This window comes from Cuspidothrix issatschenkoi CHARLIE-1 (genome assembly GCF_002934005.1).
GTDB lineage: Bacteria > Cyanobacteriota > Cyanobacteriia > Cyanobacteriales > Nostocaceae > Cuspidothrix > Cuspidothrix issatschenkoi.
The window spans coordinates 1-19,367 of sequence record NZ_PGEM01000100.1 but is presented as its reverse complement, the minus strand read 5'-3'; the positions used below and the strand labels follow the sequence as shown (position 1 = coordinate 19,367).

Sequence of the window (19,367 nt, the reverse complement as noted above, 5' to 3'; positions counted from 1 at the left end):
TAAACCAACAGAATCTCCCACATTAAGATGGATATTTCAGTGCTTCCAAGGTATTCATCTTTTGATGATACAAGGATTTCAACGAGTTCTGAACTTAACGGAGTCACACTGTCATATCTTGCAATTTTTACCTAATGCTTGTCAAAAATATTATTTTTCAACTTAACTATTCTCTATAGTTTTACGATTTTATCGGTTATCTTTTTTATAACTTATTACACACCTTCAATTAAATATTGTTTTTGAAACAGCTTTTAAACACCCATAAAAGCTTAACTTTTTGCGTTCATAATTTTGTTTGCTATTGATACGTAATTGTTCAAACCATAAGTTTTGATTTACTGTTGATGTAGTTTAATTATGCTACTTTTTGAAGTGCGGAATGTGGGTTAATAGGATGTATTCTTAGTTCAATGAAAGGTACTCCTATTCCTTTCGTCTCTTATGTCTTTTGGATTTGTTTAATAGTCATGTTTCTAACAGGAGGAAGCTTTGACGCTAATTAATCTACTTATTTAGTAACGCACCATTTCAATAAAAAAATCAAAACGGTGCGTTACATTTCAATAACGCACCCTACAATTAACTAACTATAAGCCTCCATCGGTAAACAAGAACAAACAAAATTCCTATCCCCAAAAGCCGCGTCAATTCTCCCCACACTTGGCCAGAACTTATATTCCTTATTCCAAATTGCAGGATAAGCAGCTTGTTCACGGGAATAGGGATGATTCCATTCACCAATAATCAAACTTTCCGCAGTGTGAGGAGCATTTTTCAAAAGATTATCGTGGAGATCCATTTTACCAGATTCAATGGCGGCAACTTCCTCACGAATCGCAATCAAAGCATCACAAAATCTATCTAATTCCTGTTTAGATTCACTTTCCGTTGGTTCTACCATAATTGTCCCAGCAACAGGCCAAGAAACAGTAGGTGCATGAAAACCATAATCCATTAACCGCTTTGCAACATCATCAATTTCAATCTGCGCTGATTTCTTCAAACTTCGCAAATCTAAAATACATTCATGTGCTACTAAACCATTTTTTCCCTGATACAAAACCGGATAATATGATTCCAATTTCTTAGCGATGTAATTAGCATTCAAAATGGCAATTTTGGTTGCTTCCGTCAACCCGTCTGCACCCATCATGATAATATACATCCAAGAAATCACTAGGATACTTGCACTACCCCAAGGTGCAGCAGAAACAGCACCCAAATCACCACCCATTCTCACCACAGAATGTCCTGGTAAAAAGGGGACAAGGTGGGAAGCGACACCAATGGGACCCATACCGGGACCACCACCACCATGGGGAATACAGAAAGTTTTGTGTAAGTTCAAATGACAGACATCTGCACCAATATCACCAGGACGACAAATACCTACTTGGGCATTCATATTAGCGCCGTCCATGTAAACTTGTCCACCGTGAGAATGAATTACTGCACAAATTTCTTGAATTGCTTCTTCAAATACTCCATGAGTTGATGGATATGTGACCATTAAAGCTGATAATTCATGACTATGTTTTTCAGCTTTGGCTTTTAAATCTTCAACATCAATATTACCATGATCATCACAAGCAACTCCCACGACTTTCATTCCACACATTATCGCACTTGCGGGATTTGTACCATGGGCAGATTGAGGAATTAAACAAATGTTTCTGTGTCCTTCTTTGCGACTTTGATGATATTCATGAATTACCAAAAGTCCCGCATATTCACCTTGTGAACCTGCATTGGGTTGTAAGGAAATTCCCGCAAAACCTGTAATTTCTGATAACCATGCTTCTAGTTGTTGGAACAGGATTTGATAACCTCTAGTTTGGGAAATGGGCGCGAAAGGGTGGATTTTACCAAATTCTGCCCAAGTTACCGGAATCATTTCCGAAGTCGCGTTTAACTTCATGGTACAAGAACCCAAGGGAATCATTGAAGTTGTTAATGATAAATCCTTGCTTTCTAGTTGATGCAAATAACGTAATAATTCCGTTTCCGAATGGTAACGGGTAAAAACTGGATGGGTGAGATATTTACTTTGACGTGATAATTGAGAATGAGAAATTGGTAATTCTTCTACGGTAAAAGGTAATTTATCTTTCAATGCGAAAATTTGCCAAAGGTCAATTAAATCTGCTTCTGTGGTAGTTTCATCTAAGGAAATACCCACGGCGGAATTATCAAAAATGCGTAAGTTGATATTTCTCTGATTTGCAGCATCGAGAATTGGTTCTAATTTGGTATTTCCTAATTCTACGCGCAAGGTATCAAAGAAGTTTTCACTAACGATTTTATAACCTAACTTTTTCAGTCCTGCGGCTAAAGTTGCGGTTAGTTCATGGATATTTTGAGCGATCGCTCTCAGTCCATCGGGTCCATGATAAACTGCATACATACTCGCCATTACGGCTAGTAATACCTGTGCTGTGCAAATATTACTGGTGGCTTTATCTCTGCGGATATGCTGTTCACGGGTTTGTAAGGCTAAACGGTAGGCAGGTTTACCATGAATATCTTTTGATACTCCCACAATGCGCCCTGGAACGAGCCGTTTATACTCTTCCTTCGTGGCAAAATAAGCGGCGTGTGGTCCCCCAAAGCCTAGAGGAATTCCGAAGCGTTGGGTACTACCTACTGCTATATCAGCCCCTAATTCACCGGGGGGGGTGAGTAATGTTAAACTTAAAGGATCTGCGGCTATTGTCACCAATGCACCCTGAGCATGGGACTTTGTGATAAAATTGCGGTAGTCGTAAATTGTACCGTCAGTTGCGGGATATTGCAGAACTGCACCAAAGATAGTTTTGGTAAAATCAAAGGTTTGATGATCACCGATAATGATGTTTATGCCTAAAGGTTTTGCGCGTGTTTGCAAAACATCAATGGTTTGAGGATGACATTCACTAGAAACAAAATAGTTATGGGATTTATTTTTGCAGACACCATAACTCATACTCATGGCTTCTGCGGCTGCTGTTCCTTCATCAAGTAAAGAAGCGTTAGCAATTTCTAAACCTGTTAAGTCAATAATCATCGTTTGGAAATTTAACAACGCTTCCAAACGTCCTTGGGCAATTTCTGGCTGATAAGGGGTGTATGCTGTATACCAACCGGGATTTTCTAAGATGTTGCGTTGAATGACTGCGGGGGTAATGCAGTCATAATACCCCATGCCGATAAATGAGCGATAAACCTGATTTTTATCGGCTATTTGCTTTAATTTGGCCAATGCTGCAAATTCGCTTTGTGCTGCTGGTAATTTTAACTCCTGATTAAAGCGAATTGTTTCGGGTACTGTTTTATCAATCAAGTCATCAATGTTAGTAAATCCTAACACTGCCAGCATTTGCTGGATATCATCAGGGTTTGGTCCAATGTGTCTTTTGGCAAAGGTGCTGAGTTTTTGACTGTTGTTAGCCGAAATTCGAGGACGTGGGGGATTAGCTACCACAAATTGTTCTCCAGATGATACAGTTTAATATATTGTAATGATTATTGCCTATAAGAGATATAACCCTGGACAGGGTAGTTAAGACATCAATTGATAATAAAACTGAATTTTGTAGAGACATTCCGGTGAAAGGTCTCAAAATGTTTGATTTCCTAATTTTTGAGGATGTTGGAAAAGTTGCCGGCGATTATAAATCGCTACTACACAAACAGAGTCCAGATGGGGCGTGGACTAACGAAAAATGGCGTTGCTGAAACCAAGTCTGAATTTAGGTGTAAAGACGTTCCGGTGGAATGTCTCTACAACAGTTTGGATATCATCAAAAATTGTTTTTATACATCAAATCAGCAACACCGGAGTTTTCATGTCTCAGATATTGCATGATTAATTGTTGGAATAAATGAGTACCCATTTCTCGATATGGAGTAAGACGACCCTGATGATACCCTAAAGATTCAACATTTTTTTGTAAATAGGACAAAATATGGAAATCTTCTTGGAGTATGTTTTCAAATATAGTGATAAGATGTTGAACATTTGCGGGAGATTTAAGAGATTCTATATTAGGAACTAACCATGCCACCTGAATGCGGGTTTGGGATTTTCCTTGGGGGTCTATGAGATAAATAACGGCATAACTGGGACCTAAAACCCAAGCAAAATTAGGAAAAAAGGACATGATAGAACAACCGTCAATTTCTCTAGGATTTAGTCCTTCTAGATAAGTAGATATTTTCAAATTGAGTAAGTTTTCTTCATCATTAAGATAAGGTGTGTATTGTAAATAGTAATGGTGGCGAGCTTCGACTTGAATATGCTGATAATATTTGGCAATGATAGGATGTACTATGGGTTCATGATAACTTTCAGCGTTATTTTCTACAAAGAATTTCCAATTACTGGGAGTCCAATAATCTTGACTATGAACTAATACCCAATCCTCTAACCGATAGTTTTTAAATAATGCTGGTAACTCGCCCAATTGTACTTCTAATGGTTGACAATTGGGATCAAGATTCACAAAAATAAATTGTCCCCATCTGGAAACTTTAACGCTGATTAGCCTATGTTCATCAAAGTTAAATCCTGGGACATCCTCCATTTCTGGAGCGCCTTTTAAGTTACCATCTAAATCAAATGTCCAGGCATGATATATACAGGTTAATTTGTGACATTCACCACTTCCCAAGGCTACAGGGGCAGCACGATGAGGACAAATATTAAAAAAAGCTCGCAATTCACCAACTTTATTTAGCAGGATAATCAGAGGTTGTTCGGCAATATTAACAGTGAAGAAAGAACCAGCGCCATTGAGTTGACTAAGATGGCCGACATAGTACCAAGCTTTACCAAAAATGCGTTCCTGTTCCCAGCGATAAATTGGGGAGGAGGTGTACATTTCTTGGGGAAATGTCCTAGCAGCTTGTTTTACATCTTGGGGTTGCCAGTCTTCTATAATTTTGATGGCATTGGATAAACTATTGTTAGATAAATCAACCATTTTTTTAGTTTGAAAGAGTTAATATTCCTGAATTTTTAATTTTATATAACAGGGAACAGGGAACAGGGAACAGAGTTGAAAGTCATGAGAGTGTATAGTTTTTTAGGTAAATTCTGTATCTCATTCAAGTGCATACCGCTATATTATTCCTATATATCAGTCTGATTTGATGTATTTAAGGGAATGTTAATAATAAATGTCGTCCCTATTCCTAATTGACTATTCACAGCGATTGTTCCTTTATGTAAATCAACGCATTTAGCAACAATGGATAATCCTAAACCTGTACCGGGAATATTACCTACATTTTTAGCACGATGAAAAGATTCAAATAGTTTAACCTGATCAGCTTCGGGAATGCCAATACCTTGGTCTTGAATAGTAAAAATCACCTGTTCCTCTATTATATCTAGATTAAAGTTAACTATAGCAGTATTGGGTGAATATTTCATAGCATTGGATAGCAAATTGATCAGGATTTGTCGGAGTATTTTTTTGTCAAAATGACCAATTACACTATCTGGAGAATTAGTAGTAAAAATAATTGTGTGATTTGACATACTTAGTTGTATTTCCTCTATCAGTTGTTGACAGAAAGATAATACATCTAAAGGAACAGGTTCAAAAGCTAAATTTCCTGTTTCGGCTTTATTAAATAATAAAATATCATCTAATAGTTTTATTGTGTGCTGGACGTAGGTTTGAATACAATCTAAATGTTTTTTCTTTTTCTCTTCATCGAGTTTATGACCGAAATCTCTTAAAATTCCAGCGGAGGAATAAATTACGGATAAGGGAGTACGAAATTCATGGGAAGTCATGGAAACAAACCGGGATTTGAGTTCACCGAGTTCTTTTTCTCGTTCTAAGGCTTTACTAATTTCCTCTTCAACTTGTTTGCGTTGTGTAATATCTTCAGCAATACTAACTAGTTGATAAACTTCTCCAGTTGTATTTTTTAAGGGAAAACCTCGATCATGAATCCAACGCATTGATCCATCAGGTCTTTTAATGCGATATTCAATATCAAAACCGGTTTTTTTATTCTTTACTGCCATCATAAATCGCTCAATATCATCAGGATAGATAGCATCTAGAAAAGATTTAGGATTTTCATACAGACTTGCACAAGAATGACCCCAAATTTCTGCATAAGCCGGGCTGATATAGATTATTTCTGAGATTTCTGGGTCAGAAATCCAGAAAACTTGATGGAGATTTTCTGCTAGTTGGCGGAATTTTTGTTCACTTTCTTGGAGGGCAGATTCTGCTAGTTTGCGATTAGTAATATCATTGCGAATGGCTAAATATTGCCAAGGTTTGCCATCATGATCGAGAAAAGGAATAATTGTGGTATCTACCCAATAATAACTTCTATCTTTAGCCAGATTTCTGATTTCTCCTCGCCAAACTTGACCACTAGAAATAGTAGCCCAAAGGTTTTGGAAAAATTCCTGTGAGTGATAACCAGAATTAACTATTTTATGGGTATTACCAATTAATTCTTCTCTGGAATATTGGGAGATTTGACAGAAGTTATCATTGGTATAGATAATTTTGCCTTGGGTATCTGTAATGGCAACAACGGCAGATTGATCTAAAGCATATTTAAATTGTGATAATTCCAGCAGTGATTTTTCTAGTCTAGCTTTTGCTTTTTTATTTTCAGTAATATCTCGACAAACACAAATTAATTCGCCATTTTGAATGAGGGTTAGAGATACTTCTTCGTTAAAGGTACTGCCATCACGTCGTTTGGCTATTGCTTCCCCACGCCAATTTCCTGTTGCACTCAAAATAGGAAAAACTTCCCGTTCAAAACGTCCTATTTCCTCTGGGGTATATAGTTTAGTCCAAGGTTGACCAATTAATTCTTCGGCTGTATCATATCCAAACATCTGGATATGGGCTATGTTTAAATATCTAAATTGATTCTCATGAAGTATGGCAATACCATCAATGGTTGATTCAATGGCTGTTAATTGTTTTTTTAGTGTTTGTTCTGCTTGTGTGCGTCTTTCAATTTCTAGTAATAATTCGTGTTTAATTTGCTGTAATTCTGCGGTACATTGAGCTACACGACTTTCTAATTTTTCGACCTGTGCTATTAATTTTGATGTGCGTTTTTGAACTTCTATTTCTAATTCTGTATTTTGCATTTATAGTATCTCAACTTTTTCCGATGCTAATTGATAAACTTTATTCTGCAAGAAATTTACAGTTTTATACATCTTTATTAGATCAGGGGAATAAAGGATATTAGTTTGGGTGAATATTCCGATCAAATTGTCTTGATGATCAATAACGAATAAATGACAGATTTTGTGTTAACGAAACAAATTTAGGGCAATAAAAACATTTTTAAATTGTGCCTTTTTCAAAAATACTCAACTTCTTTTTTGATGATATAAATAACCTGATGTTAACAGTTAGTAATTCGGATCTGATAGCGGTTATCAGTTAAATGCAATACAATCAAGGACGGGTAAACCTGCCCGTATAAGTTTTGCAATTTATGGACTGTATCTCACTCAAGTGCATACCGCTATAGTGATATTGAATTGCAAATCGGTTAGGATTGATATATCTTTCTTTTTTTTGAGCTAGAAGTAATTATAGCTCTAAATGAGTTTGTAGCATATAAGTGAAAACCACGAAGAACAATTCCGGCTATAAGGATTAGAGTTAGTAAAAATACTGAATGTCAACTACATCTTCAAGGGTTTTCGGCATTTTCTTTATAAAGCTTTACAATCTCTGAAAATAGCCATGAAAAATCATAAACTTCTGAGTTTATTACAGGTTGAGATTTTATACAATCGTCCTGTCAATCAATTATCAGCATACAATTGATTCTTATGTAGATTTAGGTGAGGAAATTACCAATAATTCTCTGACAAATTCTCCCTTCCCAGAAGTTGGGGATTTACTGAGGAAGGACAATTTTGATCATAGTTTGCTGCTTATAGATACTCTCAATTGAGAACTTTCCTCCGTGTAGTTCTACCAATCTTTTCGCAATTAATAATCCTAAACCAGAACCTTGTTGTTCATACATTTTGCGTTCAAACTGGACATAAGCCCCAACATTAGTAATTTGTTCCCCAGTCATGCCACGTCCATAATCTGTAACATACAAATGAAAGCCATCATCCTTAGTCTGCCCTATAATTTTTACAGGTGTATTAGGCTGGGAAAATTTAAAAGCATTATTAATTATTTCTTCAGCAATTTTGGCTAGTTTCTTAGCCGAAATTTTCACGATTGCGTCTGATATATCAATAATTAAATCTGCTTCTCTATTCACATTTTTGGCAATATCTACACCAATATGTTCAATTATTGATTTGATAAAATTTTTGATTCCACTATTTCTCAAAGCCTCTACTTTTTCAGGATTAGATGCTAATAATTCCAGGTCTGCATACATGAGAAAATTAATAGTTAGTCTATGTAAACGTTGACCAGCTTTATAAATTGATGTTAAAAGTTCTAAATTTTCTTCATCTGGAAATTTTCCATATTCTTGAATTAATAATTGTGACATTGCCAGAATATGATTCAGAGGAGTATTGATTTCGTGGGGTAGTGAGTGATTAATAGAACTGCGTAAGTCATCTAATTTTTTCTGACTTTTCTGGTCAGCTATTGCTTGTTTATCCAGTCTAGTAGCGATCGCTTGTAATAATTGATCAGGCTGAAAAGGCTTAATTAAATAATCATCAGCACCCAGTTCCATCCCTCGACGTAAATCTGACCATTCCGACTTAGCGGTTAAGAAAATTATAGGAATTGTTGCAGTATCAAGATGTTGACGCAGTTGGCTTAACACACCATAGCCATCTAACTCGGGCATCATCAAATCACAAATTATCAAATCAGGATGTTTCTCTTTAGCCAACTGTAAACCCTGTAACCCATTCTCGGCAACTAATATATCAAAGTCTGATAATTCCAGTATTTCTTGAATATTGTTTCTAATTTGAGATTCATCTTCAATAATTAAAATCTTATTCATATATTGATTGAAACTACAGTAATATTTTTATTTTATCTTTTAGTGTACCTTCAGTATAACATAGTAATAGATATATCCAAAAATTACCGTAGGGATAATTCATGGATAGGGATTCTCGTCTCTACATTCTTTTATGGAAATGTCTAATGTATAATTGTTATTTAAATTAAGATCATTGTGTATCACTATGTTAACATCTGCAATTGATGGTCAGGACATAAATGCTATCGAATTAGCTAAGGTAGCAGTAGTAATGAGCGATCGCTCTCATTGGGGACGTATTCGTATTTCCGATGATGATCGTTTGCGTTTTTTACACAATCAAAGTACAAATAATTTTCAAGTTCTTAAACCTGGTCAGGGCTGTGATACTGTCATGGTGACATCTACTGCCCGGACAATAGATTTAGTGACCAGCTATGTCTTAGATGATGCCGTTTTATTATTAGTTTCGCCTAACCGCCGTCAGCAACTCATGGCATGGTTAGATCGTTATATCTTCTTTGCAGATAAGGTGAAATTAACTGATGTCACTGAGGAAACGGCAACTTTTAGCCTCATCGGTCCCGAAAGTCATGGTATTGTCGAAAAATTGGGGGCTGGAGATTTAATTGGTCAACCAAATGGTAATCACATTTTAGTAGATGGGGCGATAGTTGCAGTGGGTAGCGGTTTAGCATTACCCGGATATACCCTAATTTTACCAGTGGCGGACAAACAAAGATGGTGGGATAAAATATTAGCTGCTGGGGTCTTAGAATTGAGCGATCGCGCCTGGGAGATGTTACGCATATTACAAGGTCGTCCCGCTCCCGATTTAGAACTTACAGATGATTATAATCCCTTAGAAGTGGGTTTATGGCAAACAGTTTCTTTTGATAAAGGTTGTTATATCGGACAGGAAACCATTGCCAGATTAAATACATATAAAGGCATAAAACAATATCTTTGGGGAATCAGTCTCAGTGGTGTAGCCGAACCCGGTACAGTTATCACCATTGGGGAAGAAAAAATAGGTAAACTCACTAGCTATACACAAACCCCAGATGGCCATTTTGGACTCGGTTACATCAAAAGTAAAGCCGGTGGGGTAGGTTTACAAGTGCAAGTGGGGGAAACAGCCGGAGAAATAGTTTCTATTCCCTTCGTTTCCCATGAATACCCCCTGTAGGGGCGAAGCATTCGCAAGATCACTTATGATACAAACTAATAATTAATCGTGCGAATGCTTCGCCCTTTTACTAGGTTGGGTAATACCCACCATGACCTAATATGGTCTTTGTTCTACCCAACCTAGGATGGAGAAATATCCGCTTACAGAGTTTGGAAATATTTCTCCAAAGCTTCATGTACTAAATCAGTCATAGGCCGATTTTGTTGCGCTGCAGTTTCCTTGAGTTGTTCATAAAAATCATCCCGCAGACTAACACGATGGCGAGATTTACCACTGCTGGTAGGTTCTCCCGGTGTGTAGTTAGCGATAAATTCCCGAATGGCATCAAAACCTAGTCTGTCGCAAAAGTCGCCAAAACTTTCTTTAGGTGTGCGTGACTTTTTAAAGAACACAAAAATCGGTTCTAGGAAACTTTCAATCTCATCATGGTGGAGTTTTTCCACAAAAGGCCGCGCTAACCGGGTTTGATGTGGTGAACCACCCAACCAGACTTGATAAGATTCTGGCGCACTCCCCACAAAACCTAATTCTGCCATATATGGACGAGCGCAACCGTTAGGGCAGCCTGTCATTCTGACCACAAAATGTTGATTTTGTAAACCCAATTTATCTAATAAAGCCCGAATTCTTTCTAAAATTCCGGGAATGGCTCTTTCTGATTCCGTAATGGCTAAACCGCAAGTAGGCAAAGCCGGACAAGCCATAGCATAGCGGGTTAATGCTGCTATTTGCTCAGGGTCAGAAACAACGCCGCAGTTATCCAGAATCTCTTGAATGGCTACTTTATCTTCAGGCGCAATATCGTAAAATAGTAGGTTTTGATTACCTGTGAGGCGAATTGGCAGGTTAAACTGTTCAACAATTGTCCGCAGGGCGGTTTTTAGTTGAAATGTTCCCTCATCTTTAACACGCCCGTTATCAATGGAAATACCTAAGAAAAGTTTACCGTCTCCTTGTTCGTTCCAACCCAGGAAATCTTTATATTTAAACTGGATTAGGGGTTTAAAAGGTTCGATTTTCTTACCAAGGTATTCTTCTACTTGAGTGCGGAATTTATCTACACCCCAATCATTAACTAAGTATTTTAATCTCGCGTGTCTTCTGTCGGTGCGATCGCCATAATCTCGTTGTGTCGCAACTATAGCTTTTACAAGATTATATACATCAGCTTTGGCTACATAGCCAATTGGGTCGGCGGTTCTGGCAAAGGTTTCTTCCTTATTATGAGTTCTACCCAAACCACCCCCGGCAAAAATATTAAATCCTGCTAAGGCGCCTTTTTTATTGGTAATCACTACCAAAGTCAAATCTTGGGAATATAAATCAACAGAATTATCTCCCGGAACTGTGACGCAAATTTTAAATTTGCGGGGCATATAATGAGTTCCATAGATAGGTTCTACGGAATCATGAACAATAGTACCATTACCGTTGCTGTGTCGGGCTGCTTTAACATCTGGATGTTCTTCGGCACTGACGGCTTTTTCCCCGTCTAACCAAATTTCGTAATAAGCACCGGTTTGGGGAGAAAGTAAATCAGCGATGTTTTGGGCATATTCCCAAGCATACTGATATTCTGGGCGATTTTTAAAGGGGGCGGGAGGTGCCATGACGTTGCGGTTAATGTCACCACAAGCGCCTAAAGTTGAACCGAGATTTTGGACAATGGTAGCGATCGCCGCTTTGAGGTTCTTTTTCAGGATACCATGTAGCTGAAAGCCTTGGCGGGTAGTAGCCCTTAAAGTATGATTCCCATATTCATCAGCTAGTTTATCTAAAGCCAAATATAGCTCAGGGGGTACTAACCCACCGGGATTTTTTGTCCGCAGCATCATTTGGTAATCTTTTTCCTGACCCTTAACGCGGTTATCACGGTTATCTTGTTGATAAGAACCATGAAATTTAAGAATCTGAATTGCGTCTTCAGTAAAGTGGGTCGTGTCCTGAAGAATTTCGGTGGCTACAGGTTCACGCAAAAAATTACTATTTTCTTTGATACCTTCAACTTTAGAAGGTTTACGATTAGTTACAGGAGAAACAGCAGAGTTAACCATTACAGTAGATACTTGTGTCAATAAGGCGTAAGTTGAAGCAGGTCAAAGGGGGTAAGAGACGGATGCAAACCCCGAAAAATCGGTCGGAATTATGAATAATATTCTAATTTTAACATAGTGAGAGGCCACCTGTATCATTCATAATCTAGGACTTACGCCAAAACAAACTCAAGTAGGGTTCATTCATGAATTAACCCTAGGACAGAACAAGGGTTTCAGTTACATCTTGCGTAATACTAATTTTTTATGAAGATGCACATAATCAGACCCCCTTAGTAAGGCTACGGTGTACACACAAGTCCTATCTGTCTTCGTTTTATGATTACTGGAGTTCAGACTAATTTGCCCTCCTAATCCGCCAAAGTCTCTCTAGGTAAGGCTTTAAGGGTTTCCAAGTTATTTTACGTCTTGTAAGTCATAAACCTTATACAGCAAGGGATTGAGCATACAAGAAAAGATTTAGTCTAAACTCCAATTTATCAAGATTTACCAGCAGATTTTACTGATCATGACCAAGTTGAGCTTTAGCCTGTTGCCACAGGGCATCTAATTCTTCTAAACTGTATTCGCTGAGAGGACGATCAATTACATCTTCCATTTTTTCCAACCTTTGAATAAATCGCTGACTTGTCCCTTGTAAACCCGCACTAGGATCAAGTTTATGCCATCTGGCAATTTGAATAATGGCAAATAGTAAATCACCTAATTCGGATTCTTGTCTTTCTTTGGTTTCTTCAGCTAAAGCCTGTTGAAATTCCCCCAACTCTTCATGAAATTTGCCCCAAACTTCATCTACATTATTCCACTCAAAACCAACTTTAGCAGCTTTTTCAGATATCTTCATGGCCGCATTTAAGGGGGGAAGGCTACGACGATAACGATTTAATTTATGACTGAGTTTTTGCTCTTCTACAGTTTCTCCTTTTTCTGCTGCTTTAATCATTTCCCAATTTTTGTGTACCTCATCAATGCTTGCTACAGTCACATCAGCAAATACATGAGGATGACGACGTATTAACTTTTGAGAAATACCCTCAGCTACTTCTTGCAGAGAAAAATCACCCGCTTCACTGGCAATTTGCGCCTGTAATACTACTTGTAATAATAAATCGCCCAATTCTTCAGCAATAGCCTGTTTATCCCCAGTTTGAATCGCGTCTACCACCTCATAAGCTTCTTCAATTACATAGGGAGTTAGACTTGATGGGGTTTGTGCCAAATCCCAAGGACAACCTTGAGGCGATCGCAACTTCGCCACCACATTTATTAACTCTTGCAACGCCAACAAAGTTTGATTAATTTCCATATTATTTACCGCTTTTTGACACTGCGACGACTAGGACTAACTCTACGCTTCTTAATTTTGCCACGGGGAAGTAAACCTTGAATACCCTGTTTTTGAAATCGCTTATAAGCTGAACCAGTCCAATCGCTAAGAGAATGACTCATTGCACCCAGTTCGCAACCGAGAAATAGGGCAAAAAATTCTCCATAACATATATAGATAGTTTTCCCCACATTTCCCCACACTTCCCCCCAGTTCCAAGCTACATTTCCCAACTTGGTGAAAATCACGACCACCACCATGGCCACCAACGCCAAAAAAGTACCAAGATATGCCACCCGTAACGTCGTACCAATAATTGGCCCGTGAGATAAAAAAGACCGATGGCGCAAACTTTTTTGATAAGGTAGCCAAATCCAACGCAGAAACCCCCAGCGCTGGAACTGACGGGAATAAATATCCAAATCGGGGCCAAACATCAACCCGCCAAACATATATCCACCCGCCACCAACAAAGTTATATTACTGCTGCCAGTGGTAACTAAAGTTATACCCGCCACCAAAGGCATAGACCAGATAGTAATGCGATCATGTGTTTGACCAGAGGGCATATTTAAAAGTCAAAAGTTAAAAGTCAAAATTGAATACTGAGTAAGTATAGCTGACAACCTATCTCCAGCCCGCAAAAAAATTTTCCCAAACCCCTTGCAAAATTCTAAAAGCCTGTGCTATATTAATGAAGTCAAAGAAACGGGCGGTTAGCTCAGTTGGTAGAGCGCCTGCCTTACAAGCAGGATGTCATCAGTTCGAGTCTGGTACTGCCCATTAACCGTTTTTTGGTTACAAGAAAATAGTGTAACTTTACCCATAATTTTGCTGTAAGCTTAGGCTTTAATTCGGCAGAGTTATGGGTTTAGTTGTGGAACTCCAATTGGAGCCAATATTGCGGAAGCAAATGGTGCTATATCAACAGCAGAATTTTAGGCGAAAATTTCAAGTGGTCACTGATAAAAACCAGGTTTACCACTGACAGTAATTGAAGCTAAATAGTAACTAAATACTATCTATGACTTAATTATGTCTGTTGGGGTTTCTGGTTCAAGGGTTAAACCGCGATAGACTTGTTCAATGGGGAATTTGAGCTTAATACTTTTGAGTTCAATCGTGTCACCTGGTTTGTAGTTGATAATTAACCAGTCTCCTGCATCGTTTTTGTGATAAAGGTCAATTTCTATGGTGGTAGAACTGACTAGCAGATAATCTATTAAGGCTGGGTTATTTTGATACATTCTAAATTTGCCACCTCTGTCATAAGCTTCGGTGCTTTTTGATAGAACTTCAACAATTAAGCAGGGGTGGCTAATATATTGGGTATTGGCTTTGTCCTGTTCGTCACAGGTGACGCTGGCATCTGGGTAAGTATAGTTAGTAGTACCTAAGATATTAACTTTGAGGTCTGAGTTACCTGTTATGCAGCTACTAGGGTCTAAATGGGTATCAAACATAGTCGTAAATCTAATTGTAATACGGCTATGATTAACGCTACCGCCAGTCATAGCGTAAACCTGACCGTTGATATATTCATGTTTTTCTAGTTGCTGTTCTTCCCAAGCAAAGTATTCTTCGGGGCTGAGGTGGGAGGTGTTTTCTGTGGTTGCAATCGTTTTTTCTGACTTTTTAAACATTCTCTTACGCCAAGCTTACCATTCCAATTTAGACTGGTAGAAAAGTTATGGGTAAAGTCACAAAAATGCTGCTATAGCAGGGAACAGGGAACAGGGAACTCTTAACTGGGAACAGAGTTGAAAGTCATGAGAGTGTATAGTTTTTTAGGTAAGTTCTATCTGCATACCGCTATAAAGTAGCCAGTTAAAGATTAATATATGAATAACAATGATTTAGCTTTTACTCCAGCTTTAGAGTTAGCGCAATTAATCCGTTCTCAGCAAATCTCACCCTTAGATTTGGTAGAGGTATATTTAGAACGAATTGAACGTTTAAATCCCCAATTGGGCAGTTATTTTACAGTTACAGCAGATTTAGCCATTGCTGATGCCAAACAGAAAACAGAATTATTAACAACGACTTCCGAATTACCACCATTTTTTGGTGTCCCTATTTCCATTAAAGATTTGAATCCAGTTGCGGGTGTTACCTGTACCTATGGAAATCCCGCACTATTAAAAAATATTGCTAATTACGATGATGGCGTAGTTACCAAAATTAAACAAGCTGGGTTTATTATTTTAGGGAAAACTGCTACTTCCGAATTAGGTTCTTATCCTTACAGTGAACCTGTGGGATTTCCCCCAGCCCGAAACCCTTGGAATTTAGAATATACTCCCGGTGGTTCTAGTGGTGGTGCAGCCGCATCCGTAGCGGCGGGATTATGCGCGATCGCTCAAGGTTCAGATGGTGGTGGTTCAGTGCGGGGTCCTGCGGCTTGTTGTGGTCTTGTGGGTATCAAACCAGCTAAGGGCAGAATTAGCAAAGCCCCCTTGGGCGAGAACTTGGCAGGGTTGGCTGTGGATGGTCCAATTGCCCGGACAGTAGCCGATGCGGCGGCCATGTTAGATGTGATTTCTGGTTATGTCACAGGTGATCCTTATTGGCTGCCAGATCCCCAACCATCATTTCTGGCGGCTACTAAAGTTAAATTAGATAGTCTGAAAATTGCCTTTAGTACCAGTATTATTCCCTTTGGAGAAGCTGACGCTAACTGTAAACAAGGGGTATTAAAAACGGCTCAATTATTAGCAGGATTTGGCCATGCAATTACAGAACAATGCCCAGATTTTAGCAGTTTAGTTGAACCATTTAAAACCGTTTGGCAATCGGGAATAGCAGCAGCAGGAATTCCCTCGGCAGCCTTGCAACCTTTAAACCAGTGGTTATTAGCCAAAAATGGTTCTCTAGTAGAATATCTGCAAGCACTAAGGCAAATGCAAATGGTATCTCGGCAAATTGTCGCCTTTTTTGATACTGTAGATATATTAGTATTACCAGTTTATCTCCATTCTCCCATTCGTGTTGGTGAATGGGCTAATTTGAGTGTAGAAGAAACTTTTGCTAAAATTGCTCATTGGGTTGCACCTTGTCCAGTCGCGAATGCTACCGGATTACCTGCGATCGCCCTTCCCGTAGGTTTCGATAGCAATGGTTTACCCCTGAGTGTGCAGTTAATTGGTAAACCTGCAGCCGAATCTACTCTCATTAGTTTAGCAGCCCAGTTGGAAGCCGCTAACCCCTGGATTCAACATCGTCCAGCACTTTAGTAAAAATTTTAGATTTTAGATTTTAGACTCCCCTGGCTAAAGCCGAGGGGAGTGTCAATGAGCCAGTTTTTCCTGTTCACGGGCATCAACAACTAAAACTAAACAAAGTGCTGCAACTGCTTTTTCCCATGCTTGACGGACTTTTTCATCTTCTACGCCATCAAATAAACTCACCAACCGAGGAACAGCTTTTTCTAATGCTGCGTGGGGGACGGGACGATGTAATTGAACCAGATGATTAAGACTTTCTTGATTATGGAGAAAATTAACTACCCATTTTGTTGTATGATCTGGACTATCAGGAACATTTTGCACACCTAATTGATTTTTTAACCAATCATAAAAAGGTGGTAAGTGTTGAGCTAGAACCGCACCGGCAGTAGGTAGGGTTTTTTTGAGTAAACTAATATCTAAACTGTCTAATTCTTGTTTTAATGCTGGTGATTTTAGTACCTCATTTAAGGGTGTGGAAAGTATTGCTTCTATTTCAGATTCGGAAAAATCTAAATTGTGGGTGAAAGTTGAAATTAGAGATTCCATTTTGTATACTCCAGGGATTATCCACTAAGTTGTACAATGATTATAGCAATGCAATAATATAACCCGTCATAGGGTAATTACTTATCTATTTCTTTTTAACTGGAGTATTCACCAAAATAAATCAAAAAAACAGATATTATTTGCTACTTATTATTTGATATTTATTTACAAAACTTCACTAATGTATAATAGATTTGGCATCAGAAACAACACATACACCACCATATTTTTTAAGAATTGGTCTAATAGCTTCCACTACTTGATGTTCTTGTTCTTCACTACAAACAGTCATGACATAACCATTGGTAAGTGCATGACCTTCTAAATCATCAATTGCTTTACCTCTATGTCCTTTGCCTATCACATCCTCAATAATTGTATAGCCAGAAACTCCTGCATGATCTAAAACTTTGAGGACTTTTTGTAATTCTAAAGAATTAGTAATAATTTCGATTTTTTTGACATTTTGCACCTGATTATTCTCCTAAATCCCTATGGTTTTGATTATGTTGAAATACAAAGGTATACCAAGAATAATATTAAATGGGAACGTGATCGCTAAAGCCATGGATACATATAAGCTGGGGTTAGCTTCAGGAACTGTCATTCGCATTGCTGCGGGTACGGCAATATAAGAAGCACTGGCACAAAGTACCGCAAATAACAAAGCATCTCCTTGAGACATCCCAATTACTTTACTGATGAGGATACCAATAATGGCATTTAATACGGGCATAAAGACCCCAAAACTAATTAAGAAAAAACCTGTATTACTCAAGTCTTTAATTCTTCTTGCCGCCACCATACCCATATCTAATAAAAAGAATGATAGCATTCCATAAAATATATCTTGGGTGAAAGGATGTAATTTTTCCCAACCTTTTTCTCCTGTCAAAATTCCCACTATCACACTACCAACCAAGAGAAATACAGAACCGTTTAAAAAGGCTTCTCGGAAAACTTCACTCCAGGAAAATTTTTCTTCTTCTTCTATTTCTGATTTGGGAGATTTGGCAAAAACTCTGACTAAGACAATTCCTACAATAATTGCTGGAGATTCCATGAGTGCTAAGGCTGCTACCATGTGTCCACCAGAATGAATACTGAGAACTTTGAGAAAAGATTGTGCTGTAATAAAGGTAACTGCACTGATTGAACCATAAGTTGCAGCAATAGCGGCCGCATTATAGCTATCTAATTTCAATTTGAGGATAAAAAATGAATAGATAGGAACAACCGAAGCCATAAATATAGCTGCTAAAAGGGTGAGTGCAATTTGGGGGCTAATTCCACTGTGATCAATTTCATATCCACCTTTAAAACCAATTGCTAATAGGAGATAAAGAGAAAATAATTTGGGTAATGGTTGGGGAATTTCTAAATCAGATTGTAGTAAAATTGCCAGCATTCCTAAAAAGAAGAATAACACTGGAGGGTTTAAAATATTCGACAATATAACACTAGAGTTCATTTTTTGTTAATTTAATGTTGAGTTTGTCTTGTTCATATTTGAGATATCGTTATTGAATATACCTGTTAACATAGCATTTTGTAAATAAGTAGTATAATAGACATCTGGTGGTAATTAAATAGCCACCAAACCCTTGTAGAGACAATTCATGAATTGTCCCTAGGATAATTTTCACTCCTATGTCTAATAATCTAGATGTGATTTTATGGAGTGGGCAATGACTATCTATTTTGATTTAGAACTTGTCAGATGTCAATAAACTTGATGCTAAAACTAGTTGTTAGCTGAAATACTAATGGGGTTTCAAGGGTCGGCTTAGGAACTATAATGGTCTGCTTAGGAAATGTAATTGTTGGCTTAGGAACTGTAATGGTTGGTAATTTGATGATGGGAATAATTTGCGCTTGAACAGTTTCAGGTATTAAGGTTGATAGTAAGATAGTTAAGAGCAACACCTTAACTTTAAGACTAGTAATAGATTTGATTTTGAATATCATTGAATTTAATCCTTTATTTTCAAATATTGCTTTAACTTCCATACAAATATTTGTCATATTTTAATAAATATGGCTCTACTAGAGTGGTT

Annotated in this window: 14 protein-coding genes and 1 tRNA gene; 3 read left to right on the top strand and 12 right to left on the bottom strand. The window is 37.9% G+C overall.

What is annotated here, in order from left to right; genetic code table 11:
* Positions 1 to 586: 586 nt before the first annotated feature.
* The 4 genes from gcvP to CUN59_RS13925 form a co-directional block, all read right to left on the bottom strand.
* Positions 587 to 3,463: an aminomethyl-transferring glycine dehydrogenase gene (gene gcvP, locus CUN59_RS13945; protein ID WP_104388412.1), complete on the bottom strand. Its 2,877-nt coding sequence runs from the start codon at positions 3,461 to 3,463 to the stop codon at positions 587 to 589.
* A 319-nt stretch (positions 3,464 to 3,782) separates the two neighbouring features.
* On the bottom strand, positions 3,783 to 4,964 hold the full coding sequence (locus CUN59_RS13935; protein ID WP_104388410.1) for an aromatic ring-hydroxylating oxygenase subunit alpha: 1,182 nt from the start codon (positions 4,962 to 4,964) through the stop codon (positions 3,783 to 3,785).
* Between the two features lie 149 nt (positions 4,965 to 5,113).
* The gene (locus tag CUN59_RS13930) at positions 5,114 to 7,123 is read right to left on the bottom strand and encodes a sensor histidine kinase (protein ID WP_104388409.1); all 2,010 of its coding nucleotides are present in this window, start codon (positions 7,121 to 7,123) and stop codon (positions 5,114 to 5,116) included.
* Positions 7,124 to 7,890: 767 nt separating this feature from the next.
* A complete protein-coding gene (locus CUN59_RS13925) occupies positions 7,891 to 8,982 on the bottom strand; it encodes a hybrid sensor histidine kinase/response regulator (RefSeq protein ID WP_104388408.1) in 1,092 nt (363 codons plus the stop codon).
* 187 nt (positions 8,983 to 9,169) lie between these two features.
* Here CUN59_RS13925 and ygfZ point away from each other — a divergent pair, with 187 nt between their 5' ends.
* Positions 9,170 to 10,153: a CAF17-like 4Fe-4S cluster assembly/insertion protein YgfZ gene (gene ygfZ, locus CUN59_RS13920; RefSeq protein WP_104388407.1), complete on the top strand. Its 984-nt coding sequence runs from the start codon at positions 9,170 to 9,172 to the stop codon at positions 10,151 to 10,153.
* Between the two features lie 143 nt (positions 10,154 to 10,296).
* On the opposite strand, the gene sir is transcribed toward ygfZ, so the two are convergent.
* The 3 genes from sir to CUN59_RS13905 all read right to left on the bottom strand — a co-directional run bounded on the left by sir (position 10,297) and on the right by CUN59_RS13905 (position 14,106).
* Positions 10,297 to 12,210 (bottom strand): sulfite reductase, ferredoxin dependent, encoded by a 1,914-nt coding sequence (gene sir, locus CUN59_RS13915; RefSeq protein WP_104388406.1) that lies wholly within the window; start codon positions 12,208 to 12,210, stop codon positions 10,297 to 10,299.
* A gap of 499 nt (positions 12,211 to 12,709) precedes the next feature.
* Positions 12,710 to 13,516 carry a nucleoside triphosphate pyrophosphohydrolase gene (mazG, locus tag CUN59_RS13910; RefSeq protein ID WP_104388405.1) on the bottom strand — a complete coding sequence of 269 codons (807 nt, stop codon included), beginning with the start codon at positions 13,514 to 13,516 and terminating at the stop codon, positions 12,710 to 12,712.
* A 5-nt stretch (positions 13,517 to 13,521) separates the two neighbouring features.
* Positions 13,522 to 14,106, bottom strand: coding sequence for a metal-binding protein (locus CUN59_RS13905; protein ID WP_104388404.1), 585 nt, complete (start codon positions 14,104 to 14,106; stop codon positions 13,522 to 13,524).
* A gap of 141 nt (positions 14,107 to 14,247) precedes the next feature.
* Between CUN59_RS13905 and CUN59_RS13900 the strand changes: the two genes are divergently transcribed.
* Positions 14,248 to 14,320, top strand: a tRNA-Val gene (locus tag CUN59_RS13900).
* A 239-nt stretch (positions 14,321 to 14,559) separates the two neighbouring features.
* On the opposite strand, the gene CUN59_RS13895 is transcribed toward CUN59_RS13900, so the two are convergent.
* Positions 14,560 to 15,180 (bottom strand): Uma2 family endonuclease, encoded by a 621-nt coding sequence (locus CUN59_RS13895; RefSeq protein WP_104388403.1) that lies wholly within the window; start codon positions 15,178 to 15,180, stop codon positions 14,560 to 14,562.
* 198 nt (positions 15,181 to 15,378) lie between these two features.
* Between CUN59_RS13895 and CUN59_RS13890 the strand changes: the two genes are divergently transcribed.
* Positions 15,379 to 16,770, top strand: coding sequence for an amidase (locus CUN59_RS13890; protein WP_104388402.1), 1,392 nt, complete (start codon positions 15,379 to 15,381; stop codon positions 16,768 to 16,770).
* 54 nt (positions 16,771 to 16,824) lie between these two features.
* Here the strand turns inward: CUN59_RS13890 and CUN59_RS13885 are convergent, their stop codons facing one another.
* From CUN59_RS13885 to CUN59_RS13870, 4 genes are all read right to left on the bottom strand, one after another.
* Positions 16,825 to 17,310, bottom strand: a complete 486-nt coding sequence (locus CUN59_RS13885) for a hypothetical protein (RefSeq protein WP_104388401.1) — start codon at positions 17,308 to 17,310, stop codon at positions 16,825 to 16,827.
* 178 nt (positions 17,311 to 17,488) lie between these two features.
* Positions 17,489 to 17,782, bottom strand: a complete 294-nt coding sequence (locus CUN59_RS13880; protein ID WP_104388400.1) for a P-II family nitrogen regulator — start codon at positions 17,780 to 17,782, stop codon at positions 17,489 to 17,491.
* A 12-nt stretch (positions 17,783 to 17,794) separates the two neighbouring features.
* A complete protein-coding gene (locus CUN59_RS13875) occupies positions 17,795 to 18,781 on the bottom strand; it encodes a sodium-dependent bicarbonate transport family permease (RefSeq protein ID WP_104388399.1) in 987 nt (328 codons plus the stop codon).
* 245 nt (positions 18,782 to 19,026) lie between these two features.
* Positions 19,027 to 19,335, bottom strand: a complete 309-nt coding sequence (locus tag CUN59_RS13870) for a hypothetical protein (protein ID WP_104388398.1) — start codon at positions 19,333 to 19,335, stop codon at positions 19,027 to 19,029.
* Positions 19,336 to 19,367 lie beyond the last annotated feature (32 nt).